Source organism: Herbaspirillum lusitanum, from assembly GCF_026127345.1.
GTDB classification, from domain to species: Bacteria; Pseudomonadota; Gammaproteobacteria; order Burkholderiales; family Burkholderiaceae_D; genus Herbaspirillum; species Herbaspirillum lusitanum.
In genome coordinates, this window is record NZ_QXFG01000007.1 from 1 (window position 1) to 26,826 (window position 26,826).

A 26,826-nucleotide genomic window follows, 5' to 3' on the forward strand; every position below is an offset into this window, starting at 1 on the left:
ATTACCAATAAAAAAGGCCACCCTTTCGGGTGACCTTTTGTATTGGTGGTGGAGCCGGCGGGAATCGAACCCGCGTCCGCAAGCACTCTACAGACAGTTCTACATACTTAGCGCTGCCATTTGATTTAACCCGAACGACGCGGACGCGCACGCTTCGTTAAGGCGAGTCACCTTAGATTTAGCCTTGAACCAAGTGACCCGATTCAAAGCGATTCCTTGTAAATGACTCTACTGCTGTTTTACCAGCCTACCCCAAGGAAGAAGTAGTGTAGAGCAAGCGGGTATTAAGCCGCTTGTGCGTACGAGTTATCGTTTGCAGTTATATCTTGTCTGATTGTATTTACGAGGTAGTCAGTCCTCGGTATGCCCTGCGCTGCTTTGCAACCCACGTCGAAACCAAGTCGGCCCCATGCAGACTTGCATTATAACTCAGTGTGGGGGCGGCTCGCCCGATTATCAAGAGCCGGAGCGCGCTGCTGCCCCCAGTGTTGGTGCCTTACTGCTGCAGGCTCAGGTCGACCCGGCTGCCCTGGCCCTTGTCCTTGATGCCTTCAGCCGTCAGCTTGGGAGCGATCAGGAAGATGCGGTCGGCCGAGATGATGCTTTGGTCCTGCAGATAATTGCGCACCACGTCCGCGCGGCGCTGGGCCAGGTTGCGCAGGTCGTCTTCGGTGACTGGCGTGTTGTCGACGATCAGCTTCTGCATTTCTTCCGGCGGCAGAGATTTTGCGAGACCGACCATATTGCGCGGCTTCTTGAATTTTTCGTCCTTGTAGACCTTTTCCATGTACTTGGCACGGTCGGCGTCGCTGAGACTGTTGTCCTTGCCGGTCGGCTGGCCTTCCTTCTCGATGACGTCCTTGCGTTTCAGCACGCGCATCTTGCGGTTGAGGACTTCCTGGCGCAGGCCGGCGTCGTCGACCGCCGGATCGGCACGGCCCATGACGTCGATCTTGAGCGCCGGACGCTGGTGCAGGGCGTAGCCGAGCGTGTCGAGCTTCTTGCGGATGTCGGCGGTGATCTCGGACGAGCCCGGCTCGAATTCGATGTAGTTGAGCTCGGCTTCGCCGCCGCTGCCGAACATCGAACTGATGAGCGCGAACGGCGAGGTGACGGCCTTCACGATGAGGTTGACGAAGACGCGCATGATGATGCCGCCGATCGAGAACTGCGGATCGGACAGCGAGCCGGAAATCGGCAGGTTCAGATTGATGGTGCCGTCACGGTCTTTGAGCAGCGACACCGCCAGCATCACCGGCAGCTTGGTGACGTTGGGGCCGTCAACATGGTCGCCGAAGGTCAGTTGCTCAATGCGCACGTCGTTCTGCGCCACCAGCTTGTCGTTCTCGATCTTGTATTGCACGTCCATCGACAGCTTGCCCTTGGTGATCGGGTAGCCCGCGTATTTGGCCGAATAGGGCGTCAGGCGCGGCAACTGGACGCCGTTGGCACTGGCCTTGATGTCGAGGAACATCGGTTTGAACAGCGGATTGAGCGTACCCGAAATCTGCAGCGGCGCATCGTTGTCGACCTTACCGCGTAAATCGATGGTGGCCGGTTGCGGCTTGTCGGAAGCGATGCTGCCGATGGTGCCGCCCATGCCGGTCATGTTGACCGTGTAGTTGGGTTTGACGAAGTTGTCGGTGAAGTTGATGTTGCCGCTTTGCAGGACGGTCTGGCCTATGCGGATCACCGGCGCGTTGGGATCGGGCGCGGCGGGTGTGACCGGCGCGGTCGAGGTGGTGGTCTTGGCGACGGTCGTCGAGGGCTTGTCTGCGCTGGTTTCCGCTGCCGTGACGGAGCTGGGTGGCGTTTCCTTGGAGACCACGATGTCTTGCAGATTGAGCTTGCCCTGATCGGACAAGATGGCGCGTGCGTAGAAATCGGACAGCGCGATCTTGTCCAGTGTGACCAGCGGCTTGCCGCCGATCTTGGCGTTGATGCCTTGCAGGTTCAGCGTACGCCAGCGCAGGAAGTCGCTCGACGTGAGTTTGTCCAGCACGCGGAAATTGTTGAGGCTGGCCGAGCCGTTGTATTGCAGCGCCAGCGTCTGCTTGTTGATCGGCGGCGTCAGCGCCAGCTTGCCCTTGGTGCTGAGCGTGCCGCTGGTCAGCGTGACGTTGAGGTAATCGGTGAAATAGCTCTGGAACGGCGCGATCGGCAGGTTCTGAGCATCCAGCGCAAGATCCACGGTTTTGAGTTGCGGCGCCGCCTGGCCAGTCACGGACAGCTTGCCATTTTTGTTCAGTGTGGCTTGCAGCGACAGCTTGCTGGTTTGGTCGAGCTGGCTGGAGAGGTTATCCGCCTTGAGATCGAGACTTTCGATGCGCAGCTTCTGGGGCGGCGTCACGCTGCTGTCTTCGTAGGAGATATTGCTATTGCCGATCGACAGGTTACGCAGACGTGCTTGCCAGGCGGTGGCGGCGGTAGTGGCGCTTTGCTTCTTTGCCGGTGCCGCGGATGCGACGGCCGGTTCTTTGGCCGGCTCGCCGACTGGCGCGGGTTTGCTTCCCGGCGCGACCAGCAAGTCCTGCAGGTTGAATGCGCCCTTGGCGTCGCGGCGCAGATCGCCGTTGAGGCCGACGATGCGGAAGGCGTCCGCTTCGGCTTTGCGGCCCTGCAGGTCGATGCTGGCGTTGTCGAGCGCGATGGTTTTGGCGCCGATGACGCCGGCGGCGGATTTGGTCTTGGGAGACAGTTTGAGGTCGGCGATTTCCATGCCCAGTTTACCGAGCTTGACCTGGCTGCCGGCAACCTGCACCTCGGTGCTGCCTGAAACCTGGCCGCTGAGCGCGCCGTTGAGCGAGCGGTTGAGGTAGTTCTGATAGCCGCTCAGTTGAACCGTCTTCAAGGTCGCGGTGCCGTTGACTTCGCCTTTGAGCGGCGCCAATGCGCCGGTGAAGCCGATCTCACCCTTGCCGTTTTCGGTGAGCGACAGCGCCAGCCTGGCCGGCTTGGCGTCGGCCAGCGTGGAGACTTCTTCGGCGTCGACAGTGATCTTGTCGAGATGAACGGTCTGGCGCGGCGATGCGTTGGCGTCGTCGGTCCATTGCACGCTGCCGTCGCGTACCAGCAGTTTGCGGATGGTAATGGCCGGGGCGGCAGCGTCCTTGGCTTCGGTCTTGGTTTCGGTTGCCGGCGTTGTCGTTGCTGTTGCTGTTGCCGGTTTTTTTGCAGAGGCGGCAGATTTGGCCCGGGCATCGCTCTTGCCGATGCGAGTCCAGTTGATTTCTCCGCGGGCATTCATGTCGGCCCAGATTTGCGGCTTGTCGATGGCAATCTGATCAATTACGCCGCTCAGCTTGAGCAGGTCGAGCTTGTCGATCTTGGCTGACAGCGAGCCGATCTTGATGAGCGGCGCGGCATTCTTCTCCTGCACAGAAATGTCGGCCAGCGTGAGGTCGCCGTCGAGGCCGATCTGCGGCTTGTCCTTGTCGCGGCTGAAAGTCAGGTCCAGTCGCGTGGAGAGCTTCGCGCTGTCCAGTTTGACCGGCAGCGCAACGGGCGAGAAGGGCAGATAGCTGGCGACGTCCAGTTTGTCGATGTCGATCGCCAGCGTGGTGTCGAGCGAGCTGGCGAAGGGCTTGCTGCGGCCCTTGAGCGAGAACGGTGTGCCGTTGACGGTCATCGACAGCACCGGTTGCACGAAGGTGTCGACGTTGCGCGGCAGGTTGGAGACAAAGGGCACGCCGATGTTCAGCGCGCGGATGTCGATGGTTTTGCCGCTGACTTTGTCGTCGAACAGGATGGCGCCGTTTTGCAATTGCACGTTGGCCAGGGAGAACAGCGTCTGGCCTTCGCTTTTTGGCGTCGCCAGCACGCGATCGATGATGTCGGAGAAGTTGTAGCGGCCGATGCCTTCGTCGCTCAGGCGCACGATGTGGACCTTGGGTTCGACCAGCTGGATTTCGTCGAGGATGGCGGCCAGGCGCAGCACGGAAGTGGACGATGCATTGACTACCAGTTCCTTGGCGCTGAACGCGGCAGTCTTCTGATCCGGTTCGTACAGCGTGACGTCATGCACGCGCAACGCAAGCACGAAAGGATTGAAACTGAGTTCACCGATGTCGAGCTTGCGGCCGATCTTTTCTTGCGTTTGTTCGATCGCGATTTTCTTGACCAACGACGGCAACGCGAGCCAGCTGATCAGCGCCAGCAAAAGCAGGAAAGCGATGGTGTATGCGGACCAGCGCAAGGTGCGCAGCTGCCAGGCAGGACGGGGATGATTGGCCATGATCGGTTCCTCGTGAGGAAGGTAGCCCGCGTCAGCGGAATGGACCTTCGTTTAATTGTATGGTCGGCGCCGGAAAGACGTCGACAGGTAACTCAACTACGGCAATGACGGTTGCGGTTATTCCGGCTTGATCAGTTCCAGCAATTGCATCGGATCGTGCAGCAATGCGTCGGCTTCCCATGATGCCGGCGCCACGTGGCCGCAATAGCCCCAGGCGGCGGCGATGGTCTGCATGCCTGCGGCACGTCCGGCCTGGATATCGCGCAGATCGTCGCCGACGTACCAGCATTCGTCCGCAGCCAATTGGAGCCGGTTCGCGGCTTCATACAACGGCGCCGGATGCGGTTTGGTGTGCGGTGTGGTGTCGCCGGAGACCACGCACCCTGCATGGCCAAGCCCGATTTGCGGCACCAGCGGGTCGGTGAAGCGCGACGCCTTGTTGGTGACGATGCCCCAGGCCAGTCCGCGCGCTTCCAGCTGCTTCAGCAGATCGGAGACGCCGTCAAAGAGTTTGCTTTTGACGACCAGCTTGGCTTCGTAATTGTTGAGGAAGCGCACACGCAGGTCTTCATATTCAGCGTCATCAGGCTTGATGCCAAAGGCCGTACCGATCAGGCCGCGTGCGCCGGCTGATGCCACTGGGCGCAATTGTTCATACGGTGTCGGCTCCAGACCGCGCTCGGCGCGCAGCTGGTTGACGGCTTCAGCCAGGTCGGGCGCCGTGTCGGCGAGCGTGCCATCGAGGTCGAACAGGATGGCGCGGGGTATTTTCAGAGGCATGGTCGGCACGATGAAGGCGATTGGAACAACAGCAGAAGCTGTTGCAGTTTGCCGGCGATGTCCGCTGCGGGACGCCGCCGGCCATTGAGTATTGAGTATTGCAGTCAGGACAACGGCTTGCGGCAAGCCACCATGTAATTGACGCTGGTGTCCTGGTTGATCGAGTACAGCTTGGTCAGCGGATTGTAGGAGAGTCCCTTGAATCCATCGAGCTCCAGTCCGGCTTCGCGAATGAAGCGCGCCAATTCTGCCGGCGTGATGAACTTGGCGTAATCATGCGTGCCCTTGGGCAGCATGCGCAACAGGTACTCGGCACCGATGATAGCGAACAGGTATGCCTTGGGATTGCGGTTCAGCGTGGAAAAGAATACATGGCCGCCCGGCTTTACCATTGCTGTGCAGGCGCGCACGATGGAGGCGGGATCGGGGACGTGTTCCAGCATTTCCATGCAGGTGACGACGTCGAACTGGCCCGGTTCGCGTGCGGCGAGATCTTCTGCGGCGATCTTTTCGTAGCGAACCTGGATGCCGGACTCCATGCCATGCAGGTCGGCGACCTTGAGCGCTTTTTCGGAGAGATCGATGCCTGTCACCCTGGCGCCTTTGCGCGCCATGGATTCGGCCAGGATGCCGCCGCCGCAGCCGACATCGACTACGCTCTTGCCGGATAGTGCGGCGCGGGCGTTGATCCATTCCAGCCGGAGCGGATTGATTTCGTGCAAAGGACGAAATTCGGAAGTGGGGTCCCACCAACGATGGGCGAGATCGCTAAATTTTTGCAATTCTTGAGGATCGGCATTCATAGGCTGAATGATAGCCGAAGCCGCCGGATGCTGTTCGCCGCAAAGTAAATTTCCATAAAAAAACCCCGCCGAAGCGGGGTTTTTCTCGATTGAAAATCGCGTGTTGGTATTACTTGTTACGTGTACCAACGACTTCGATTTCAACGCGGCGGTTCTTGGCGCGGCCAGCTGCGGACTTGTTGTCTGCGACTGGTTGCGATTTGCCCTTGCCTTCAGTGTAGACGCGGTTAGCTTCGACACCCTTGGAAACCAAATATGCCTTCACCGATTCAGCGCGGCGGACGGACAGTTTTTGGTTGTAGGCGACGGAACCGACGGAGTCAGTGTGGCCAACGGCGATGATGACTTCCAGGTTCAGGCCTTTCAGATTGGCAACCAGTTCGTCCAGTTTGGACTTGCCGGCTGGCTTCAGAACTGCCTTGTCGAAGTCAAAGAAAGCATCAGCAGCGTAAGTGACTTTTTCCGATGTCGGAGCGGCTGCTGCAGCGGCAGCTGGAGCAGCTGAGGCAGCGGCTGGAGCAGCAGCTTGAGCAGGAGCTTCTTCGCATGGGCCGTTGACAAACGCTGTTTGCCAGCACAGACCGAAGCCGCTGCGAGTAACGACGTCACGGCTGTCTTGCAGGTACAGGCTGTTCGGACGAACCTTGATGTCCTTGATTTCCTGTGCGGTCGCAGACAAAGCGATGGCTGCGGACGCAGCAGCGAAGACGAGTTTTGCTAATTTGTTCATGTTTCTCCTCTCGGGTGAGATATCCGCAGATAAACTGCGCTACAAAATTACGACATCAAAAAAACGAATAATATCATGTGTTCAGGTCGTTACATGCCCCACTTTGCAGGAGGGCGTGCAATGAACTTAGCCGCCATTCTGCCACAGGCTGGTGCAATCAGCGAACGTTGCCAAATAGTCCAATCAACGTTTTTAGCACTCTGTTGTTTTTTGGTAACAAGACGTTTATCTCCACAAAGTGCCGCACTCCGTTGTCAAAAAAGCCAGGCTTTAGCTAAAAAACCTTATTTTTCATGCCCTTGCACGTGAATAACCACACGGCGATCCGGTGATAGGCAGGCTGTCAATTTCCTGGCGGGAAGGTTTTGTCCACATTGAGCCACCGGCTCATTGCTGCCGGCGCCGACGATTTGAATCGGTGCGGCAACACTTTTGCTCTTCAGAAATGCGGCGACGGCTTCCGCTCGTTTGAGGGCGATTTCTTCATTATGTTTCCGGGAGCCAAGCCGATCAGCGTGGCCGGTGACAACAATTGCGTCGATTACCCCGCAAGTCGGCAGCTTCTCAACGACTTGTGCCTGGATGCGTTGTTGTGCGGCTTGGTTCAATGTCGTCTTGCCGGAGCCGAATGTCTGGCTTTCGTTGAGCGTGATGCTGAAATCGCAATTTGTGCCGTTGGCCGATACTGCAGCGTTCACGGTGATTGCTGCCGGATTGCTCACCAGGGCGGGCGCGATCGGATTGGTGATGAGCGGAGCCAGCTCGCCATCGCAGCCGGTCAGGGAATCCGACGGCGTCCAATAGCCGGTGCGCCAGCACAGGCCGTACTGGCTGCGCGCGACGCTGCCCTGGTTGTCCTGGCCGTAGGCGGCGGTCGGTGTTGCCGCAATATTGGTGTTGCCCTGGGCGTAAGCGGAAAGAGTGGTGGCGCCCAACAGGAGGCCGAACAGGCCGGGAAATTTACAAGACATATTAGTTAGCGGGTTGCGACGACATGAGTGGACAGGCTGCAAGCTCGCAGTTTGCCTGAGGGAAATGCGCTAAAGGCTGCGATTTCCGTGATGCGTCATTTTCTTCGGAAGGCTCGCATTTTAATCATAATTAGTGGATTTGCCTGTATTTGTTTGCGCTCGCCGCTGCATATTGCCGGTGAGCTAAAACCGGTGCTGCAAGGGCTCGGCGTGCTAGAATGCTTCGTTTGTAGTCGCTGCCCGCAATGAACAGGTTCCGGGCCTGATTTAACCACTCAAATCAATACCTCTCGACTCGCCAATGGATCAATTCGCTAAAGAAACCATCCCCATTTCCCTTGAAGAAGAGATGCGCAAGAGCTACCTCGATTACGCCATGAGCGTGATCGTCGGACGAGCTCTGCCGGACGTGCGCGACGGCCTGAAGCCGGTACACCGCCGCGTGCTGTTTGCGATGCATGAAATGAACAATGTCTGGAATCGCCCGTTCGTGAAGTGCGCGCGCGTGGTCGGTGAAGTCATGGGTAAATACCACCCGCACGGCGACGCCTCGATTTACGACACGCTGGTGCGCATGGCGCAGGATTTTTCGCTGCGCTACATGCTGGTGGACGGCCAGGGCAATTTCGGTTCCATCGACGGCGACGGCGCCGCCGCGATGCGTTATACCGAGTGCCGCCTGGACAAGATCGCCAACGAATTGCTGGCCGACATCGAGAAGGAAACCGTCGATTTCGATCCCAATTACGACGGCAAGGAAAAAGAACCGTCGGTGCTGCCGACTCGCATCCCCAACCTGCTGATCAACGGTTCGTCCGGTATCGCGGTGGGCATGGCCACCAACATTCCGCCGCACAACATCACCGAAGTCATCAATGGCGCACTGCATGTGTTGTCGAATGCCGATTGCACCATCGATGAGCTGATCGAGCTGATTCCGGCGCCTGATTTCCCGACCGGCGGCATCATTTACGGCGTATCCGGCGTGCGCGATGGCTACCGTACCGGCCGCGGCCGCGTGGTGATGCGCGCCAAGACGCATTTTGAAGAATTCGGCCGCGAAGGCCGCACGGCGATCATCGTCGACGAGCTGCCGTACCAGGTCAACAAGAAGGCCTTGCTCGAGCGTATCGCCGAGCTGGTGCGCGACAAGAAGCTGGAAGGCATTTCCGACCTGCGCGACGAGTCCGACAAGTCGGGCATGCGCGTGGTAATCGAACTCAAGCGCGGTGAAGTGCCGGAAGTCGTCCTCAATAATCTGTACAAGCAGACACAGTTGCAGGACACCTTCGGCATGAACATGGTGGCGCTGGTCGATCGCCAGCCGAAGCTGCTGAACCTGAAGCAGATGCTGGAATGCTTCCTGTCGCATCGCCGCGAAGTGGTGACGCGCCGCACGATCTTCGAACTGCGCAAGGCGCGCGAACGCGGCCACGTGCTGGAAGGTCTGGCGGTTGCTCTGGCCAACATCGACGACTTCATCGCGATCATCCGCGCGGCGCCGACGCCGCCGATCGCGAAGTCCGAACTGATGGCGCGTGCCTGGGATTCGTCCATGGTGCGCGAAATGCTGTCCCGCACCGGTGCGGAAAACAGCAGCGGCATCGAAGCCTTCCGTCCGGAAAACCTGCCGGCGCATTACGGCATCCAGACCGACGGCCTGTACAAGCTGTCCGACGACCAGGCGCAGGAAATTCTGCAAATGCGTCTGCAACGCCTGACCGGCCTGGAGCAAGACAAGATCGTCAATGAATACAAGGAAGTGATGGAACAGATCGCCGACCTGCTGGACATCTTGTCCAAGCCGACGCGCGTGACCTCCATCATCACCGACGAACTGACGGCCGCGAAGAATGACTTCGGCATCGGCGTCAAGGACGAGCGCCGCTCGACCATCGAACACAACGCCACCGATCTCGGCACCGAAGACCTGATCACGCCGCAAGACCTGGTCGTGACGCTATCGCACTCGGGCTACATGAAGTCGCAGCCGGTGTCCGAATACCGTGCACAAAAACGCGGCGGCCGCGGCAAGCAGGCCATGGCGACCAAGGACGACGACTGGATCGACCAGTTGTTCATTGCCAACACGCACGACTACATCCTGTGCTTCTCCAACCGCGGCCGCCTGTACTGGCTGAAGGTATGGGAAGTGCCGCAGGGTTCGCGCAATTCGCGCGGCAAGCCCATCGTCAACATGTTCCCGTTGCAGGACGGCGAAAAGATCACCGTGGTGTTGCCGCTGTCGGGCGAGAACCGCGTGTTCCCCGAAGACCGCTATGTCTTCATGTCGACCAGCCTGGGCACCGTCAAGAAGACGCCGTTGTCCGACTTCAGCAATCCGCGCAAGGCCGGCATCATCGCGGTCGACCTCGATGAGGGCGACTTCCTGATCGGCGCTGCGCTGACCGACGGCCAGCACGACGTCATGCTGTTCTCGGATTCCGGCAAGGCCGTGCGCTTCGACGAAAACGACGTGCGTCCGATGGGCCGCACCGCCCGTGGCGTGCGCGGCATGAACCTGGAAGAAGGTCAGCAGGTCATCGCGTTGCTGGTCGCCGAGAACGAACAGCAGTCGGTCCTGACGGCTACCGAAAACGGTTTCGGCAAACGTACGCCGATCACCGAGTACACCCGCCACGGTCGCGGCACCAAGGGCATGATCGCGATCCAGACCAGCGAACGCAACGGCAAAGTGGTTGCGGCGACACTGGTCGAAGCCAGCGATGAAATCATGCTGATCACCACTGGCGGCGTGCTGATCCGCACCCGCGTCGCGGAGATCCGCGAAATGGGCCGGGCAACGCAAGGCGTGACGCTGATTGCCGTGGAAGACGGCACCAAGCTGAGCGGCCTGCAACGCGTGGTGGAATCCGACGCCGAGGAAGACAAGGCCGAAGGCGATGTCGAAGGTGCTGTTGGCGCCGAAGGCAGCGGCGATACAGCCGCCGGTGAAAGTGACGCAGCTGCAGAATAGTTCGGGCTGAACACAAAATGACCGGCTGATGGCCGGTCATTTTCATCCTGTTGCGCTTGTTTGTTCTGCCGTCTGTTTCTGTCCTTCCTGGCCTTGTTCTTGTATCGTTGCCTCGTCTTTTCTTTATTTTTTACCTAGATCATGGTCTACAATTTTTCCGCCGGTCCGGCCGTATTGCCGAAAGAAGTGCTGCAACAAGCTGCCGACGAAATGCTGGACTGGCACGGCAGCGGCATGTCCGTGATGGAGATGAGCCATCGCGGCAAGGAATACATGTCGATCATCGAGACGGCCTTGCGCGACATGCGCGAGCTGTTCGCGGTGCCGGCCAACTACAAGATCCTGTTCCTGCAAGGCGGCGCCATCGCCGAGAACGCCATCATCCCGATGAACCTCGCCGGCCTGCGCGGTAAAGGCGCAGGCGTCGCGGACTACGTCAACACGGGCTCGTGGTCGACCAAGTCGATCAAGGAAGCGCGGCGCTATTGCGAGGTCAACGTCGCCGCCTCGTCCGAAGCCGAAAAGTTCGCCCGCATCCCGGCGCGCGACACCTGGAAACTTTCACGCAACGCCGCCTACGTGCATCTGTGCACCAATGAAACCATCGACGGCGTCGAATACCAATTTACGCCTGACGTCGCTGCCGATACCGACAATGCACCCATCGTGGCCGACATGTCGTCGCACATTTTGTCGCGCGCGGTGGATGTCTCCAAATACGGCGTCATCTATGGCGGCGCCCAAAAGAATATCGGCCCGGCCGGATTGACCATCGTCATCGTGCGTGAAGATCTGCTCGGCCACGCCTTGCCGATCTGTCCGTCGGCCTTCGACTGGAAGATCGTCGCCGACAACGACTCCATGTACAACACGCCGCCGACCTATGCGATCTACATCGCCGGCCTGGTGTTCCAGTGGCTCAAGCGCCAGGGCGGCGTGGCCGAAATGGAGCGGCGCAATATCGCCAAGGCGGATCTGCTGTACGACTACCTCGACAGCACCGAATTTTATACAACACGGATTGCGAAAGAGTGCCGTTCACGCATGAACGCGCCGTTTTTCCTGCATGACGAAACATTGAACGAGACATTCCTGGCCGGCGCCAAAGAGCGCGGCCTGCTGCAGCTGAAAGGCCACAAGTCGGTCGGCGGCATGCGCGCATCGATCTACAACGCGATGCCGATGGAAGGCGTCGAAGCACTGGTGGAGTACCTCCGCCACTTCGAACGCACACACTGAACGGCTGCTGCAAAACAAATCTGGCGTTGTTGCAACGTCTTGCCGTGCTAGCGCACTGTCTGCGACGCTGCGCGTAGCCAGCTTTGCTTTGCAGCACCCGTTCAATCGAGCTTGGGCTGACTGCATTTGCTTGCTACTTACTTGCTACTGAGTTGCTGTCGGCCGGAACAGATTGAACAAGAAAGACCACAATGAGTGAAGACAAACTCTTGCCCTTGCGTCAGAAGATCGACGCCATCGATGCGCAAATCCTTGATTTGCTGAACCAGCGCGCACGCGTCGCGCAGGAAGTCGGGCACGTCAAGGCCGAGACCAATGCCCCGGTGTTCCGTCCCGAGCGTGAAGCGCAGGTCCTGCGCAAGGCCGCCGAACGCAATCCGGGGCCGCTGCTGGGAACCGATATCCAGACCATTTTTCGTGAAGTCATGTCGGCTTGCCGCGCGCTGGAAAAGCGTGTCGTGGTGGCCTATCTCGGCCCCGAAGGCACCTTCAGCGAACAAGCCGTGTACCAGCAGTTCGGCCACGCCGTCGAAGGCTTGCCATGCGTATCGATCGACGAAGTGTTCCGCGACGCCGAAGCAGGCACCGCCGATTTCGGCGTGGTGCCGATCGAGAACTCCTCCGAAGGCGTGATCAACCGTACGCTCGACCTGCTGCTGCAAACCACGCTGCGCATCAGCGGCGAGATTTCGATCCCGGTGCATCACAGCCTGATGACCAAGGCCGGCGGCATGCAAGGCGTGACGCGTATTTGCGCGCATTCGCAGGCGCTGGCGCAATGCAACGCCTGGCTCAACCAGAATTATCCCGGCGTCGAGCGCCAGGCCGTGGCGTCCAACGCCGAAGCCGCGCGCATGGCCGGCGAAGACACGACCGTGGCCGCCATCGCCGGTGAAATCGCCGGGCAGAAATACAGCCTGCAAACCGTCAACGCGCACATCCAGGATGATCCGCATAACCGCACGCGTTTCGCCGTCATCGGCCGCTTGCAAACGGCGCCGTCCGGCCGCGACCAGACTTCCATCGTGCTGTCCGTGCCGAACAAGGCTGGCGCCGTCTACAATCTGCTGGCGCCGTTGGCCAGGCACGGCGTATCGATGACGCGCTTTGAGTCGCGTCCGGCGCGCATGGGAGCGTGGGAATACTATTTCTACGTTGACCTGGAAGGTCACGAGCAAGACGAAAAAGTCGCCAAGGCGCTGGCCGAGCTCAAGGAGAACGCCGCGTTCTTCAAGCTGCTCGGCTCTTACCCCTTTACCGTATAAATCATTCGAAGGTTCATCATGTCCACACCATTTGGTCCGGAATACGTGCGCGCGCTGGCGCCTTACCAGGCAGGCAAGCCTATCGCTGAAGTCGCCCGCGAATTCGGACTCGACGAGAGCAAGATCATCAAGCTGGCGTCCAATGAAAACCCGCTCGGCATGCCCGAATCGGCGCGTCTGGCAATGCAGCAGGCGGTGGCCGACATCGGCCGCTATCCGGACGCCAATGGCTTCGACCTGAAGGCCGCGATCAGCGCCAAGTACGGCGTGCCGCAGGATTGGGTCACGCTGGGCAACGGCAGCAACGACATCCTCGAACTGGCGGCGCACGCCTTCGTGCAACCCAGGCAATCCGTGGTGTACGCGCAGTACGGTTTCCTGGTCTATGCGCTGGCGACACAAGCGGTCGGCGCGCGCGCCATCGAAGTCAAGGCCAAGGACTTCGGCCATGACCTGCAAGCCATGGCGGCGGCGATTGCCGACGACACGCGCCTGGTGTTCATCGCCAACCCGAACAATCCGACCGGCACCTTCCTGCCGGCGGCCGAGCTGGAGGCTTTCCTCAAGGCCGTGCCGCAGCATGTGGTCGTCGTGATCGACGAGGCTTACAACGAATACCTGTCGGCCGATCTGCAATACGAATCGACCGACTGGGTGCGCACCTTCCCGAATCTGATCGTTTCGCGCACCATGTCCAAAGCCTATGGCCTGGCCGGCCTGCGTGTCGGTTTCGCGATCGGGCAGCCGGGCGTGACCGATCTGCTCAACCGCATTCGCCAGCCGTTCAACGTCAATTCGCTGGCGCAGGCCGCCGCGGTTGCCGCGCTCACCGACAAGGCTTTCCTGCAAAAAAGCGCCGAGGTCAATGCTCAGGGTTACAAGCAATTGATCCAGGCCTTCGATGAACTCGGCCTGACCTACGTGCCGTCGTACGGCAACTTCGTGCTGGTCAAGGTCGGCGACGATGACGGCGCCGGCGCGCGCGTCAATCTGGCGCTGCTCAAGCAGGGCATCATCGTGCGTCCGGTGGGCAACTACGGCTTGCCGCAATGGCTGCGCATCACCGTCGGCTTGCCCGAAGAAAACGCCGCGTTCATCGCCGCGTTGAAAACCATCCTGGGCTGAAGGCGGCAGATAGTGAAGAAAATTGTTGTCTTCGGCGTCGGCCTGATCGGCGGCTCGTTTGCGCTGGCGCTGAAAAAAGCCGGTGCGGTCGAGCATGTGGTCGGCGTTGGCCGCAGCGAGGCATCGCTGTCGCGAGCGAAAGAGCTGGGAATCATCGACGAGGCCTGCACTTTGGTTGCCGATGCGGTGCACGGCGCGGATCTGATTTTGCTGGCGGCGCCGGTGGCGCAGACCGGCGCTATCCTGGAAAGCATCGAGCCGCATTTGCAGCCCGGCACCGTGGTGACCGATGCCGGCAGCACCAAGGCCGATGTGGTGGCCGCAGCGCGCCTTGCGCTGGGCGACAAGATCGGACAATTCGTGCCGGGCCATCCGATTGCCGGACGTGAGCAAAACGGTCCCGATGCGGCGCTGGCCGATTTGTACGTCGGCAAGAAGACCGTCATCACGGCGCTCGATGAAAATGCCGAACAAGACGTCGAACGCGTGGCGCAAGCCTGGCAGGCCTGCGGCGCCAGCATCCATCGCCTCAGCCCGCAAGAGCACGACGCGGTGTTCGCTTCGGTCAGCCACTTGCCGCATCTGCTGGCGTATGCACTGGTCGACGATATCGCTTCCAAGCCGCATGCGCCCATCCTGTTCCAGTACGCGGCCAGCGGTTTCCGCGACTTCACCCGCATCGCCGGTTCCTCGCCTGAGATGTGGCGCGATATTTCGCTGGCCAATCGCGCCGCCTTGCTGCATGAGCTGGATGCGTACCTGGTGCAACTGATCCGCATGCGCAAGCTGCTGGTCGAGCGCGACAGCGACGGCCTGGAAAAAATTTACGCCAATGCCCAGCAGGCGCGGCACAATTGGACTGCCGCGATTGAAACCGCCGAGCGGCAGAACAAAGAGGGCGGCGACTGAGCAAGGATCGCCGCTTTGCACGGATGCCGCCTGATTTCCTGAATCAGCCGCAGAACAACCCACAGAACCACCACAGACAACTATTTCCGATGAAGCCAGCTTCCTATCCCCGCCATATTGACCTCAATCCCGTGGCGCATGTCCAGGGCACGGTCAAACTGCCCGGCTCCAAAAGCATCTCCAACCGCATCCTGTTGCTGGCGGCATTGTCGCGCGGCACCACCAGGATCATGGACTTGCTGGCCTCCGACGACACGCTGGTGATGCTGATGGCCTTGCAGCAACTCGGGGTCAAATGGGAGCAGATCGAAGGCACCCAGGATTACATCGTGCATGGCGTCGACGGCGTGTTGCCGGTACACCAGGCCGATCTGTTCATGGGCAACGCCGGCACCGCGATCCGTCCGCTGACGGCGGCGCTGGCCGTGATCGGCGGCGACTACACGCTGCACGGCGTGCCGCGCATGCATGAGCGGCCGATCGGCGATCTGGTCGACGCGCTCAACGACGTCGGCATGCGCATCGAATACACCGGCAATCCCGGCTATCCGCCCCTGCATATTCGTCGCGGCCTGCTCAATGCACATCGCATGAAAGTGCGCGGCAATGTCTCCAGCCAGTTCCTGACGGCCTTGCTGATGGCGGCGCCGTTGATGGCCAGGGATGAGCCGATGACCATCGAGGTGATCGGCGAACTGATTTCCAAGCCTTACATTGAGATCACGCTGAACCTGATGCGCCGTTTCGGCGTCGATGTTCAGCGTGCCGGCTGGCAATCCTTCACCATCGCGGCAGGTCAGCATTATCAAAGCCCGGACGTCATCCACGTTGAAGGCGACGCCTCGTCGGCCTCGTATTTCCTGGCGGCAGGCGCCATCGCCGGCGGCCCGATCCGCGTGGAAGGCGTCGGCAAGGACAGCATCCAGGGGGATGTGCGCTTCGTCGAAGCGCTGCGCCAGATGGGCGTGACCATCACCATGGGCGACAACTGGATTGAGGCGTCGTCAAATGGCGTGCTGAAAGCGATCGACACCGACTTCAACCACATTCCCGATGCCGCCATGACCATCGCGGTGGCTGCGTTGTACGCAGACGGCACCAGCGTGCTGCGCAACATCGCCAGCTGGCGCGTCAAGGAAACCGACCGTCTGGCCGCGATGGCGACCGAGCTGCGCAAGCTCGGTGCGATCGTGGAAGAGGGTGCTGATTACCTGAGCGTGACGCCGCCGCAACAACTGACGCCGGCCACCATCGACACCTACGACGACCACCGCATGGCGATGTGTTTCTCGTTGGCATCGCTGGATGGCGCCGCGCGCCGCGGTACGCAAGTGCGCATCAATGATCCGAAATGCGTGGCCAAGACTTTCCCTGACTATTTCCGGGTGTTCCAGCATATTGCTGAGCAGACACTGATTTGATTTGTCAAAAACCAGGCAAGAATTCAACAAGAATTAACTACTAGCGGGATTCCCATGAACACGGCAAATATTCCCGTCATCGCCATTGACGGCCCGACCGCATCGGGCAAGGGTACGGTGGCGCAAAGAGTCGCCCAGCAATTGGGCTTCCACTATCTCGATTCGGGCGCTTTGTATCGCCTGACGGCGTTGTCGGCGATCCGCCGCGGCATCGAAATGAACGACGAGCACGGTCTGGCCAAGAGCGCCGAGCACCTTAATTGCCATTTCGACGGCGGCCATATTTTCCTGGCCAATGAAGACGTTTCTCAAGCCATCCGTGCCGAAGAAGTGGGGAATACTGCTTCGAAAATTGCTGTTCTGGCAACAGTTCGCCATGCGCTGTACGGCCTGCAACTGAGTTTTCGCAAGGCGCCGGGTCTGGTCGCGGATGGTCGCGACATGGGGACGGTGATCTTTCCCCATGCGCCACTGAAGGTCTTTTTGACCGCCAGCGTCGAAGCGAGAGCGCAAAGGCGCTATAAGCAATTGATTGACAAGGGTTTTCCTGCTAATATGGAAGACCTCTCCAAGGACCTGCGGGAACGCGATGCGCGCGATATGAATCGTGCGTCGGCGCCGCTTAAGCCGGCCGAGGGTGCGTATTTACTGGATACTTCCGACATGACGGCCGATGAGGCGGTCAAGCAGGTGCTCAGCTGGTACGCGGCTTTATGAGTTTGTTGTCGTTGTATTTGTTGTTTTTGTAACGCCATTGGTGCTCGCCTGATGCAAAGTCCGGCGCGTGTTGATAAACCTAAACCCATTATTCATCGTCTTTTGCATGCATCTCCAGCAGTCTGATTTATGCAAGTTGCGACCGGATATTGGCCAACACCTTTCTTAATTCTATGTCTACCACTACTGTCCTGGCTCCTGGAGCCGCTGGCGCTGATGCATTTGCAGCGCTGTTTGAAGAATCGCTGTCACGTCAAGACATGCGTTCTGGTGAAGTCATTTCGGCTGAAGTCGTCCGCCTCGACCATAACTTCGTTATCGTCAACGCCGGCCTGAAGTCCGAAGCCTTCATTCCTATCGAAGAATTCAAAAATGACAACGGCGAACTCGAAGTCAACGTCGGCGATTTCATCTCCGTCGCGATCGAATCGCTGGAAAACGGTTTCGGCGACACTATCCTGTCGCGTGACAAGGCCAAGCGTCTGGCATCGTGGCTCTCGCTCGAAAAAGCGATGGAGTCCGGCGAGATCGTCGTTGGTACTGTCAATGGCAAGGTCAAGGGCGGCCTGACCGTTCTGACCAACGGCATCCGTGCCTTCCTGCCAGGCTCGCTGGTGGATACACGTCCGGTCAAGGACACAACGCCTTTCGAAGGCAAGACCCTGGAATTCAAGGTCATCAAGCTGGATCGCAAGCGCAACAACGTCGTGTTGTCGCGTCGCGCCGTCATCGAAGCGTCGATGGGCGAAGAGCGTCAAAAGCTGATGGAAACCCTGAAAGAAGGCACCGTGGTTACCGGCGTCGTCAAGAACATCACCGACTACGGCGCGTTCGTGGATCTGGGTGGCATCGACGGCCTGCTGCACATCACCGATCTGGCATGGCGTCGTGTGCGTCACCCATCGGAAGTGCTCACAGTCGGTCAAGAGATCACTGCCAAGGTCCTCAAGTACGATCAAGAGAAGAACCGCGTTTCGCTGGGCGTCAAGCAACTGGGCGACGACCCATGGACAGGTCTGTCCCGTCGCTACCCGCAAGGCACACGCCTGTTCGGCAAGGTCACCAACCTGACAGACTACGGCGCATTCGTCGAAGTCGAGCAAGGTATCGAAGGCCTGGTGCACGTTTCCGAAATGGACTGGACCAACAAGAACGTCGCGCCTAACAAGGTTGTTCAACTGGGCGACGAAGTGGAAGTCATGGTTCTGGAAATCGACGAAGAGCGTCGTCGCATCAGCCTGGGCATGAAACAATGCAAGGCGAATCCATGGGATGATTTCGCGATCACCCACAAGAAGGGCGACAAGGTCAAGGGCGCCATCAAGTCGATCACTGACTTCGGCGTGTTCATCGGCCTGACCGGCAACATCGACGGTCTGGTTCACCTGTCCGACCTGTCCTGGACTGAAACCGGCGAAGAAGCCGTGCGCAAGTTCAAGAAGGGCGACGAACTGGAAGCAGTCGTTCTGGCAATCGACGTCGAGCGCGAACGCGTTTCCCTGGGCGTCAAGCAGCTGGAAGGCGATCCGTTCAACAACTTCGCTGCAATGAACGACAAGGGCGCACTGGTCAACGGTACGGTCAAGTCGGTCGAGCCTAAGGGCGCAGTGATCCAGTTGTCGGAAGAAGTCGAAGGCTACCTGCGTGCATCCGAAATCTCGCGCGATCGCGTTGAAGATGCAGGTACACACCTGAAGGTCGGCGACAGCGTTGAAGCGCTGGTCATCAACATCGACCGCAAGGCACGCAGCATCCAATTGTCGATCAAGGCAAAGGACAACGCTGAGACTCAGGAAGCAATGCAAAAGATGTCTTCGGACTCCAGCGCGGCTTCCGGTACCACCAGCCTGGGTGCACTGCTGAAGGCAAAGCTCGACAACAAGAACTGATCAGTCGAGCATAATGACCAAGTCTGAGCTGATCGCTCGCCTGGCTGAGCGTTATCCGCAACTTGTCGCCAAGGATGCGGATTACGCGGTCAAGACCATTCTCGATGCCATGGTTGATGCATTAGCAACCGGCCAGCGCATCGAGATCCGTGGTTTTGGCAGCTTTGCGTTAAATCGCAGGCCGCCTCGCATCGGTCGCAATCCCAAGTCGGGCGACAAAGTGATGGTGCCTGAAAAACGGGTACCCCACTTCAAGCCAGGCAAGGAATTGCGGGAGCGTGTCGACGCCATGGTGGGGCAACCCATCAAGGAAGACTGAGTTGACGCTTCGCGGCATACCTGCGAAGCAGTTGGGCGCTACGTGTATAAGAGTGTAAATAGCGCTTAACAAAATGAACGGCATCTTTGGATGCCGTTTTTTTTCACGTACAATTTCACATCTGCCGCGCTTCCTGCGCACGCGGTCAGGCAGTACCCTGTCGCCGTGCCTGCTGGCCGGCCAATACATCGAAAAGGATTTGCGCCATGAAGATAATTTCAAGACTGATTGCGGCGGTCCTCTTTATTCTTTTCTTTTTCTTCGCGTTGAAAAACACGCAGGAAATCACGCTGCATTTCTTCCTCGGCTACGAGCGCACGGATCCGTTGGTGCTGGTGTTGCTGGTGTGCTTCGTCGGCGGCGCCATCCTCGGCGTGCTGGCGATGACGCCGCTGGTGCTCCGCCATCGTCGCGAAGCGTCGAAGCAAAGGAAGAGTCTTTCCATGCTGCAGAAGGAACGCGAGGCCCAGTTGCTGGCTCAGACTCAGCCGCCGCAACCGGACAGCGTAGTTCCCCCGCAGCACCTCATCTGATCGCGGTTTTATATGGAATTTGAATTCTGGTGGCTGCTGGGCATTCCGGTCTTCTTCGGGCTGGGATGGATTGCCGCCCGCGTCGACATCAATCAATTGCTGTCCGAGTCGCGCACGCTGCCGCACGGTTATTTCAAGGGGTTGAATTTCCTGCTCAACGAGCAACCCGACAAGGCCATCGACGCTTTCATCGAAATCGTCAAGCTTGATCCCGAAACGGTGGAGCTGCATTTCGCCCTCGGCAACCTGTTCCGTCGTCGCGGTGAAACCGAACGCGCCATCCGGGTTCACCAGAACCTGCTGGCGCGTCCCGATTTGCCGGCCGAGCACAAGGCGCATGCCCAATACGAGCTGGGTCAGGATTATCTCAAGGCCGGACTGCTGGATCGCGCCGAAGAGACTTTCCATCTGCTCAACGACACGCAATACGGCGCCCAGGCCGGGCGCGCGTTGCTGGAAATCTACCAGCGCGAAAAAGAATGGTCGCGCGCCATCAAGGCCGCAGAAACATTGCAAGCTGCGGGGGCCGGCGGCCGACAGAAGGAAATCGCCCAGTTCTATTGCGAGCTGGCTGAGGACGAGTTGGTGCATACTCATCCCGACGCCGCCATGAGCCTGTTGGAAAAAGCCCTGGCGACTGATCGCAAGAGCGTGCGCGCAACGATATTGCTGGGCGATGTGTACCGCGCCAAGGGAGACATTGAAGCCGCCTTGCTGGCCTGGCGTCGGGTCGAGCACCAAAGCGTCCCGCATGCGGCGCTGGTGGCGCAGCGACTGCTCGACGGCTACCAAGCGGTGGGGCGCATGCAAGAAGGCCTGAATCTGCTGCGCTCTTACCTGGCTGAAGCGCCATCGATTGATTTGCTGGAAGTGGTGTTCAAGGCGGTGCTCGAACTGGAAGGCGTGGAAGCCGCGAATCAACTTGTCAGCGACGAGTTGCGCCGCACGCCGACCTTGCTCGGCCTCGACAAATTCCTCGAGGCGCGCATGTTGAACGCGCCGGCGGAAATACGCCCGGAACTGGCAGTGGTGAAGACGCTGGTGCACAGCTATACGCAAAAACTGGCGCGTTACCAATGTACCCATTGCGGCTTCAAGGCGCGCCAGTTCTATTGGCATTGCCCCGGCTGTAACCATTGGGAAACCTATCCGCCGCGCCGTACTGAAGAATTGAACGTAATGAACTAGAGTGCTCAGGCACTCGCACCTTTAGAAAATTTTATGAAAATCACCATCATTGGCACCGGCTACGTCGGTCTCGTTACAGGCGCCTGCCTGGCTGAATTGGGCAACAACGTATTTTGCCTTGACGTCGACCAGAGCAAGATCGACATCCTCAACAACGGCGGCATTCCCATTCACGAGCCGGGTCTGGAAGACGTCGTGGCGCGCAATCGCGCCGCCGGACGCCTGACGTTCTCTACCGACGTGGCCGCCAGCGTGGCGCATGGCGACGTGCAGTTCATCGCCGTCGGTACGCCGCCCGACGAGGACGGTTCGGCCGATCTGCAATACGTGCTGGCCGCCGCACGCAACATCGGCAAGCACATGACCGGCTTCAAGGTGATCGTCGACAAGTCGACCGTACCGGTCGGTACCGCCGGCAAGGTCAGCGCGGCAGTTGCACAGGAATTGCAGCAGCGCGGCAATGTTGAGGCCAAGTTCTCGGTAGTGTCGAATCCGGAGTTCCTCAAGGAAGGCGCCGCCGTCGAAGACTTCATGCGTCCCGACCGCATCGTCATCGGCCACGACAATACCGCCGAAGGCATGCAGGCTTACGCCGCCATGAAAAAACTGTACGCGCCGTTCAATCGCAACCATGAACGCACTTACTGGATGGACGTACGTTCTGCCGAATTCACGAAATACGCCGCCAACGCCATGCTGGCGACACGCATCTCTTTCATGAACGAACTGGCCAACCTGGCGGACCAGGTCGGCGCCGATATCGAGGCGGTACGCCACGGCATCGGTTCCGATCCGCGCATCGGCCACAGCTTCCTGTATGCCGGCTGCGGCTATGGCGGGTCCTGCTTCCCCAAGGACGTGCAGGCGCTGGAACGCACTGCGCGCGCCTACGGCCAGGAGCTGCACATCCTGCGCGCCGTTGAGCAGGTCAACAACAATCAGAAGCATGTGCTCGGCAATAAGATTGTGGCGCGCTTCGGCGAAAACCTGCAAGGCCGCCATTTTGCAGTCTGGGGCCTGGCGTTCAAGCCCAATACCGACGACATGCGTGAAGCATCGTCGCGTGTGCTGCTCGGCGAGCTGATCGCGCGCGGCGCCACGGTGGCGGTGTTCGACCCGGTCGCGATGAAGGAAGCCAGGCGTGTGCTGGCGCTGGACTTCAATGACGACGAAAGTATTCTGAACCGCATCCGTTTCAGCGAAAGCCCGATGGATGCGCTGCAAGACGCCGATGCGCTGGCTATCGTCACTGAATGGAAAGCCTTCCGCAGCCCCGATTTCGACCAGCTCAAGAGCAAGCTCAAGGCGCCGGTGATTTTTGACGGCCGTAACCTGTTCGAACCGCAAGTCATGGCGGATGCCGGTATTGAATACCACGGCATCGGTCGCTCCATCCTGACCAAGAGTTGACTCGATGACAATTCTGAATTCCGGCAATCCACTGGGGGCCCTGAGCAATGCGCGCATCCTGATCGTCGGTGACGTCATGCTGGATCGTTACTGGTTCGGTGAAGTCAATCGCATTTCGCCGGAAGCACCGGTGCCTGTGGTGCGTGTCGAGCGTCGCGAAGAACGTCTGGGCGGCGCCGCCAATGTCGCGCGCAATGCCGCCACGCTGGGCGCGCAAACCGGCTTGCTGGGCGTGATCGGACAAGATGAGGCCGGCGCCGTGGTCGAAGGTCTGTTGACCGACCTTGGCATCAGCAGCTATCTGAATCGCGACCCCGCCATCTCGACCATCATCAAGCTGCGCGTCATCGGCCGTCAGCAGCAACTGGTGCGCGTGGATTTTGAAGATGCGCCGACCGACACCGTGCTGCGCGACAAACTCACGCAATTCAACGCGCTGATCGGCAATTACGACGTCATCATCTTGTCCGACTACGCCAAGGGCAGCCTGGTGAACGTCGCCGACATGATCGGCGTCGGCAAGAAGCTCGGCAAACGTCTCTTGGTGGATCCCAAGGGCGATGATTTTTCACGTTACAAGGGCGCCTCCATTCTGACCCCGAACCGTTCCGAGCTGATCCGGATTATCGGCAACTGGAAGTCTGAAGAAGAACTCACCACCAAGGCGCAGAACCTGCGTCGCTCGCTCGATCTGGAGGCGCTGCTGTTGACCCGTTCGGAAGAGGGCATGACCTTGTATCAGGACAACGAGGTCGTCAATTTCCCGGCGGTGGCGCGCGAAGTATTCGATGTCTCCGGCGCCGGAGACACCGTGATTGCCACGCTGGCGGTCATGCTCGGCAACGGCGTGGCGCTGACGGAAGCGGTCCGCATCGCCAACCTGGCAGGCGGCATCGTGGTCGGCAAGCTCGGCACCGCCACCGTCACGCGCGAAGAACTGGCGCTCTGAGCCGGTTTTCCCTGCATCGCCCCAGGAATTCCGAACATTGGGCGCATGCAGGGAGAATTAATATTGCCGCAATTTCGTTTTCATTTTGTCAACTATTGTTCCCGGGAATCGTTAAACTTCTCAGCCCGCCGCAATTCGCCAGCTGAGATCGTCCCTTCCATGATTTAACGATGACCTTTCAAAGGAACAATACCCATGTTGAAAAAACTCACCGCTGCTCTTTTCGCTTTCCTCCTCAGCACTGGCCTGGCGTTCGCCCAGGCTGACGTCAACAAGGCCGATCAGGCTGCGCTGGACGGCATCAAGGGCATCGGCCCGGCCATGTCCAAGCGTATCCTCGACGAGCGCAAGAAGGGCGAATTCAAGGATTGGTCCGACTTTGAAACCCGCGTCAAAGGCGTAGGCGAGAAGAGCGCAGTCAAGCTGTCGGACGCAGGCCTGACCGTCAACGGCCAGGCACGTGGCAAATCGGCGGTAGCACCCGCCAAGTCGGCGGGTAAACCGTTCGGCAAGAAGAAGGACGGCAAGGAAGAGGCTGCAATGGACAAACCGGGGGCGACCAAAGGCTGATATCGCAACGTATTCTGGTCCTGTCGAAAAACCCCGCTTTTGCGGGGTTTTTTGTTTGCTCTTACCTACGGAGAAGGATGCTTGCGGAGATGCTTGATCGGCATTACAGTCACAGGTAGAAAAATAGCCAATAAAGCATCGATAAATAGTTTGGTCGGTAATGGTGGATTTGCGAACAAGATAAGTCCAACAGAGGGGCCGTGGCGCTTGTACGAGCACGGTTTTCCGGCAGGCAAGGACTCAGCTTGCATCGCACGCGTTCGCGGGCAGGATTTCAACCAACAACTGGGCACAGAGACCGATGAAAATCGCTGATATTCCCGTCGACGACCAGGCGCGCGTCGCCGACCTGCATGGGTTGCAGATCCTCGATACACCGCCGGAAGAACGCTTTGACCGTCTGACCAGGCTGGCGCGCCGGCTTTTTTCAGTGCCCATGGCGGTGGTCAGCCTGGTTGACACCAAACGCCAGTGGTTCAAGGCGCGTGTCGGGGTTGATGCCTGCGAAACCGGACGCGATGTCTCCTTCTGCGCGCACGCCATTCTGCGCGACGACGTGATGGTCGTGCCGGATGCTCTGGAAGACGAGCGCTTCAGGGACAATCCACTGGTGACAGGCGATCCGCTCATCCGTTTCTATGCCGGTTGCCCGATTCGCAGTCCGCATGGCCACAAGCTCGGTACATTGTGCCTGCTTGATACCATTCCACGCCGTTTCGACGCCGACGACCAGGCCTTGCTGAGCGATCTGGCGCGCATGGTCGAACAGGAGATGGTCGCGGTGCATCTGGCCACGATGGATGAGCTGACCAAACTGTCCAACCGGCGCGGTTTCGAATCGCTGTCCCAGCATGCGCTGAGCATGTGCAAACGACTCGGCAAACCGGTCTCGCTGCTGTACTTCGACCTCGACTTGTTCAAGCAGATCAACGATCGCTTCGGACATGCCGAAGGCGATCGCGCGCTGGTGGCGTTCAGTAATATTCTGGCGGCCAATTTCCGCGAATCGGACGTGATCGGACGGCTGGGCGGGGATGAATTTGCCGTGTTCCTCACCAACACCGGCGCGCAGGAAACCGCCACCGTGCTGGGGCATTTCGAACAGGCGATCGATCTGCACAATCAGACCAGCAAGCGCGGCTACGACTTGCTGTACAGCGTCGGCGCAATTGAATATGATGCGACCGGGCATGATACGATTGGCGACCTGATGAGCAGCGCCGACGCCTTGATGTATCAGCAGAAGAAGCGGCGCCGCGAAGCGTCGTAGCTCGTGGCTTGCGAGGACAGACGTCCCCGTCGTGGCGCGCTTGTATTTAACTACTCAAAGACAGATTTGATGATCCATTTGCAGCCAGTAATTCTTTCGGGCGGCTCAGGCACACGGTTGTGGCCATTTTCCCGAGAACAGTATCCCAAGCAATTGCTATCCCTGGTAGGTGCTGAAACCATGCTGCAGGCCACGGCGCTGCGAGTGCAGGCCGCTGACGCCGCATATAGCCTGGTCAATGCGCCTGTCGTCGTATGCAACGAAGAATACCGGTTCATCACAGCCGAACAATTGCGGGCGGTGGGCAAAGAAAGCAAGCACATCGTGCTTGAGCCGGTCGGGCGCAATACGGCTCCGGCGTTGACTCTCGCCGCGTTGCTGGCGGCGCAGAACGGTGATGATCCGGTGCTGCTGATCATGCCGGCCGATCATGTCATCCGCGACGTTGACGCCTTCCAGTCGGCAATCCGGCAAGCAGTGCCGCACGCGGCTGCCGGCGCCATGGTGACCTTCGGCATCGTCGCCGATCGTCCCGAGACCGGTTACGGTTACATCCAGCGCGGTGCGCAGATTGACGATGCGCATGCGATCGCCCGTTTCGTCGAGAAGCCGGATGCCGCAACCGCGCAAGGCTATGTTGATTCCGGCGACTACCTCTGGAATAGCGGTTTGTTCGTGATGCGCGCCAGCGTCTGGCTGCGCGCCATCGAGCGTTTCCAGCCGGCCATGAGCAAGGCCTGCCGGGCGGCTTTCGACGGCGGCAAGCAGGACAACGATTTCTATCGCATCGACAAGGCGGCATTCGAGGCATGTCCTGCCGATTCCATCGACTATGCCGTGATGGAAAAATTGGCCGATACGCCCGATCTGGGTATTGAAGGCCGCATCATTCCGTTGTCGGCAGGCTGGTCCGACGTCGGCGCGTGGGACGCCTTGTGGCAAGTGGCTGAAAAGGACGGCGCCGGCAACGTCATCCGTGGCGACGTCATGCTGGAGCAGGCTTCGGATAACCTGGTGTTCGCGCAAGGACGGCTGGTCGCCTGTGTCGGTATCGACAACATGGTCATCGTCGAAACACCGGATGCGGTGCTGGTGGCCGACAAAAACAAGATGCAGGACATCAAGAGCATCGTCTCCCGTCTCAAGGGACAGCAGCGCGGCGAAGCGCTCACGCATCGCAAGATCCATCGCCCCTGGGGCTGGTACGACTCCATCGACAGCGGCGAGCGTTTTCAGGTCAAGCGCATCGTTGTCAATCCCGGTTGTTCGCTGAGCCTGCAGATGCATCACCATCGCGCCGAGCATTGGATCATCGTCAAGGGCACGGCGCGCATCACGCGCGGCGAGGAAGTGTTCCTGCTGTCCGAGAACCAGTCCACCTACATCCCGCTGGGCGTCACGCACCGGCTGGAAAATCCCGGAAAATTCCCGCTGGAAATGATAGAAGTGCAATCCGGCAGCTATCTTGGCGAAGACGATATCGTGCGCTTCGACGATACCTATGGGCGCAAGTGAGCCGGCCTCGTC

At 59.3% G+C, this 26,826-nt stretch carries 22 protein-coding genes and 1 other RNA gene; 17 read left to right on the forward strand and 6 right to left on the reverse strand.

Annotated elements, in window-relative coordinates; translation table 11 throughout:
* Nucleotides 1–46 precede the first annotated feature (46 nt).
* The 6 genes from ssrA to DXT88_RS07500 form a co-directional block, all read right to left on the reverse strand.
* Nucleotides 47–409, reverse strand: a transfer-messenger RNA (tmRNA) gene (gene ssrA / locus DXT88_RS07475).
* An 87-nt stretch (nucleotides 410–496) separates the two neighbouring features.
* The gene (locus DXT88_RS07480) at nucleotides 497–4,234 is read right to left on the reverse strand and encodes a DUF748 domain-containing protein (protein WP_265212363.1); all 3,738 of its coding nucleotides are present in this window, start codon (nucleotides 4,232–4,234) and stop codon (nucleotides 497–499) included.
* 117 nt (nucleotides 4,235–4,351) lie between these two features.
* A complete protein-coding gene (locus DXT88_RS07485) occupies nucleotides 4,352–5,014 on the reverse strand; it encodes an HAD family hydrolase (RefSeq protein WP_265212364.1) in 663 nt (220 codons plus the stop codon).
* Nucleotides 5,015–5,118: 104 nt separating this feature from the next.
* Nucleotides 5,119–5,817, reverse strand: coding sequence for a bifunctional 2-polyprenyl-6-hydroxyphenol methylase/3-demethylubiquinol 3-O-methyltransferase UbiG (gene ubiG / locus DXT88_RS07490; RefSeq protein ID WP_265212365.1), 699 nt, complete (start codon nucleotides 5,815–5,817; stop codon nucleotides 5,119–5,121).
* A 109-nt stretch (nucleotides 5,818–5,926) separates the two neighbouring features.
* On the reverse strand, nucleotides 5,927–6,547 hold the full coding sequence (ompA, locus tag DXT88_RS07495) for an outer membrane protein OmpA (RefSeq protein ID WP_265212366.1): 621 nt from the start codon (nucleotides 6,545–6,547) through the stop codon (nucleotides 5,927–5,929).
* 284 nt (nucleotides 6,548–6,831) lie between these two features.
* Nucleotides 6,832–7,482, reverse strand: a complete 651-nt coding sequence (locus tag DXT88_RS07500; RefSeq protein WP_265212367.1) for an OmpA family protein — start codon at nucleotides 7,480–7,482, stop codon at nucleotides 6,832–6,834.
* A 337-nt stretch (nucleotides 7,483–7,819) separates the two neighbouring features.
* Here DXT88_RS07500 and gyrA point away from each other — a divergent pair, with 337 nt between their 5' ends.
* The 17 genes from gyrA (at nucleotide 7,820) to DXT88_RS07585 (ending at nucleotide 26,814) form a co-directional block, all read left to right on the forward strand.
* Nucleotides 7,820–10,495 carry a DNA gyrase subunit A gene (gene gyrA / locus DXT88_RS07505; RefSeq protein WP_265212368.1) on the forward strand — a complete coding sequence of 892 codons (2,676 nt, stop codon included), beginning with the start codon at nucleotides 7,820–7,822 and terminating at the stop codon, nucleotides 10,493–10,495.
* A 141-nt stretch (nucleotides 10,496–10,636) separates the two neighbouring features.
* The gene (gene serC / locus DXT88_RS07510) at nucleotides 10,637–11,734 is read left to right on the forward strand and encodes a 3-phosphoserine/phosphohydroxythreonine transaminase (RefSeq protein WP_016833082.1); all 1,098 of its coding nucleotides are present in this window, start codon (nucleotides 10,637–10,639) and stop codon (nucleotides 11,732–11,734) included.
* Nucleotides 11,735–11,925: 191 nt separating this feature from the next.
* Nucleotides 11,926–12,999: a prephenate dehydratase gene (pheA, locus tag DXT88_RS07515; protein ID WP_016833081.1), complete on the forward strand. Its 1,074-nt coding sequence runs from the start codon at nucleotides 11,926–11,928 to the stop codon at nucleotides 12,997–12,999.
* Between the two features lie 18 nt (nucleotides 13,000–13,017).
* Complete coding sequence (hisC, locus tag DXT88_RS07520; protein WP_265212369.1) at nucleotides 13,018–14,124, forward strand: histidinol-phosphate transaminase; 1,107 nt, start codon at nucleotides 13,018–13,020, stop codon at nucleotides 14,122–14,124.
* 12 nt (nucleotides 14,125–14,136) lie between these two features.
* Nucleotides 14,137–15,033, forward strand: a complete 897-nt coding sequence (locus DXT88_RS07525; protein ID WP_265212371.1) for a prephenate dehydrogenase — start codon at nucleotides 14,137–14,139, stop codon at nucleotides 15,031–15,033.
* A gap of 89 nt (nucleotides 15,034–15,122) precedes the next feature.
* Nucleotides 15,123–16,454, forward strand: a complete 1,332-nt coding sequence (aroA, locus tag DXT88_RS07530; RefSeq protein ID WP_265212373.1) for a 3-phosphoshikimate 1-carboxyvinyltransferase — start codon at nucleotides 15,123–15,125, stop codon at nucleotides 16,452–16,454.
* 54 nt (nucleotides 16,455–16,508) lie between these two features.
* Complete coding sequence (cmk, locus tag DXT88_RS07535) at nucleotides 16,509–17,171, forward strand: (d)CMP kinase (RefSeq protein WP_016833076.1); 663 nt, start codon at nucleotides 16,509–16,511, stop codon at nucleotides 17,169–17,171.
* Between the two features lie 173 nt (nucleotides 17,172–17,344).
* Nucleotides 17,345–19,060 carry a 30S ribosomal protein S1 gene (gene rpsA, locus DXT88_RS07540; RefSeq protein ID WP_083830855.1) on the forward strand — a complete coding sequence of 572 codons (1,716 nt, stop codon included), beginning with the start codon at nucleotides 17,345–17,347 and terminating at the stop codon, nucleotides 19,058–19,060.
* A gap of 13 nt (nucleotides 19,061–19,073) precedes the next feature.
* Complete coding sequence (locus tag DXT88_RS07545; protein WP_007876341.1) at nucleotides 19,074–19,379, forward strand: integration host factor subunit beta; 306 nt, start codon at nucleotides 19,074–19,076, stop codon at nucleotides 19,377–19,379.
* 206 nt (nucleotides 19,380–19,585) lie between these two features.
* A complete protein-coding gene (locus DXT88_RS07550) occupies nucleotides 19,586–19,912 on the forward strand; it encodes a LapA family protein (protein ID WP_029363179.1) in 327 nt (108 codons plus the stop codon).
* A gap of 12 nt (nucleotides 19,913–19,924) precedes the next feature.
* Complete coding sequence (gene lapB / locus DXT88_RS07555) at nucleotides 19,925–21,100, forward strand: lipopolysaccharide assembly protein LapB (RefSeq protein WP_265212383.1); 1,176 nt, start codon at nucleotides 19,925–19,927, stop codon at nucleotides 21,098–21,100.
* Nucleotides 21,101–21,133: 33 nt separating this feature from the next.
* A complete protein-coding gene (locus tag DXT88_RS07560; protein ID WP_265212385.1) occupies nucleotides 21,134–22,510 on the forward strand; it encodes a UDP-glucose dehydrogenase family protein in 1,377 nt (458 codons plus the stop codon).
* A 4-nt stretch (nucleotides 22,511–22,514) separates the two neighbouring features.
* Complete coding sequence (gene rfaE1 / locus DXT88_RS07565; protein ID WP_265212387.1) at nucleotides 22,515–23,459, forward strand: D-glycero-beta-D-manno-heptose-7-phosphate kinase; 945 nt, start codon at nucleotides 22,515–22,517, stop codon at nucleotides 23,457–23,459.
* Between the two features lie 195 nt (nucleotides 23,460–23,654).
* A complete protein-coding gene (locus tag DXT88_RS07570) occupies nucleotides 23,655–24,029 on the forward strand; it encodes a ComEA family DNA-binding protein (RefSeq protein WP_016833070.1) in 375 nt (124 codons plus the stop codon).
* Nucleotides 24,030–24,122: 93 nt separating this feature from the next.
* Nucleotides 24,123–24,344 (forward strand): hypothetical protein, encoded by a 222-nt coding sequence (locus DXT88_RS07575; RefSeq protein WP_265212389.1) that lies wholly within the window; start codon nucleotides 24,123–24,125, stop codon nucleotides 24,342–24,344.
* Entirely contained in the window at nucleotides 24,331–25,299 is a 969-nt protein-coding gene (locus tag DXT88_RS07580) for a GGDEF domain-containing protein (RefSeq protein WP_265212391.1), read from the forward strand. The genes DXT88_RS07575 and DXT88_RS07580 overlap by 14 nt, the downstream gene beginning before the upstream one ends.
* A gap of 69 nt (nucleotides 25,300–25,368) precedes the next feature.
* Nucleotides 25,369–26,814, forward strand: coding sequence for a mannose-1-phosphate guanylyltransferase/mannose-6-phosphate isomerase (locus DXT88_RS07585; protein ID WP_265212393.1), 1,446 nt, complete (start codon nucleotides 25,369–25,371; stop codon nucleotides 26,812–26,814).
* Nucleotides 26,815–26,826 lie beyond the last annotated feature (12 nt).

Excerpts from the sequence above, each read along its gene's own strand:
- serC (WP_016833082.1), top strand. The coding sequence starts at position 10,637 with ATGGTCTACAATTTTTCCGCCGGTCCGGCCGTATTGCCGAAAGAAGTG.
- rpsA (WP_083830855.1), top strand. The coding sequence starts at position 17,345 with ATGTCTACCACTACTGTCCTGGCTCCTGGAGCCGCTGGCGCTGATGCA.
- DXT88_RS07545 (WP_007876341.1), top strand. The coding sequence starts at position 19,074 with ATGACCAAGTCTGAGCTGATCGCTCGCCTGGCTGAGCGTTATCCGCAA.
- pheA (WP_016833081.1), top strand. The coding sequence starts at position 11,926 with ATGAGTGAAGACAAACTCTTGCCCTTGCGTCAGAAGATCGACGCCATC.
- DXT88_RS07580 (WP_265212391.1), top strand. The coding sequence starts at position 24,331 with ATGAAAATCGCTGATATTCCCGTCGACGACCAGGCGCGCGTCGCCGAC.
- rfaE1 (WP_265212387.1), top strand. The coding sequence starts at position 22,515 with ATGACAATTCTGAATTCCGGCAATCCACTGGGGGCCCTGAGCAATGCG.
- DXT88_RS07480 (WP_265212363.1), bottom strand. The coding sequence starts at position 4,234 with ATGGCCAATCATCCCCGTCCTGCCTGGCAGCTGCGCACCTTGCGCTGG.
- DXT88_RS07570 (WP_016833070.1), top strand. The coding sequence starts at position 23,655 with ATGTTGAAAAAACTCACCGCTGCTCTTTTCGCTTTCCTCCTCAGCACT.
- ubiG (WP_265212365.1), bottom strand. The coding sequence starts at position 5,817 with ATGAATGCCGATCCTCAAGAATTGCAAAAATTTAGCGATCTCGCCCAT.
- DXT88_RS07550 (WP_029363179.1), top strand. The coding sequence starts at position 19,586 with ATGAAGATAATTTCAAGACTGATTGCGGCGGTCCTCTTTATTCTTTTC.
- hisC (WP_265212369.1), top strand. The coding sequence starts at position 13,018 with ATGTCCACACCATTTGGTCCGGAATACGTGCGCGCGCTGGCGCCTTAC.
- DXT88_RS07560 (WP_265212385.1), top strand. The coding sequence starts at position 21,134 with ATGAAAATCACCATCATTGGCACCGGCTACGTCGGTCTCGTTACAGGC.
- gyrA (WP_265212368.1), top strand. The coding sequence starts at position 7,820 with ATGGATCAATTCGCTAAAGAAACCATCCCCATTTCCCTTGAAGAAGAG.
- DXT88_RS07485 (WP_265212364.1), bottom strand. The coding sequence starts at position 5,014 with ATGCCTCTGAAAATACCCCGCGCCATCCTGTTCGACCTCGATGGCACG.
- ompA (WP_265212366.1), bottom strand. The coding sequence starts at position 6,547 with ATGAACAAATTAGCAAAACTCGTCTTCGCTGCTGCGTCCGCAGCCATC.
- cmk (WP_016833076.1), top strand. The coding sequence starts at position 16,509 with ATGAACACGGCAAATATTCCCGTCATCGCCATTGACGGCCCGACCGCA.
- DXT88_RS07585 (WP_265212393.1), top strand. The coding sequence starts at position 25,369 with ATGATCCATTTGCAGCCAGTAATTCTTTCGGGCGGCTCAGGCACACGG.
- aroA (WP_265212373.1), top strand. The coding sequence starts at position 15,123 with ATGAAGCCAGCTTCCTATCCCCGCCATATTGACCTCAATCCCGTGGCG.
- lapB (WP_265212383.1), top strand. The coding sequence starts at position 19,925 with ATGGAATTTGAATTCTGGTGGCTGCTGGGCATTCCGGTCTTCTTCGGG.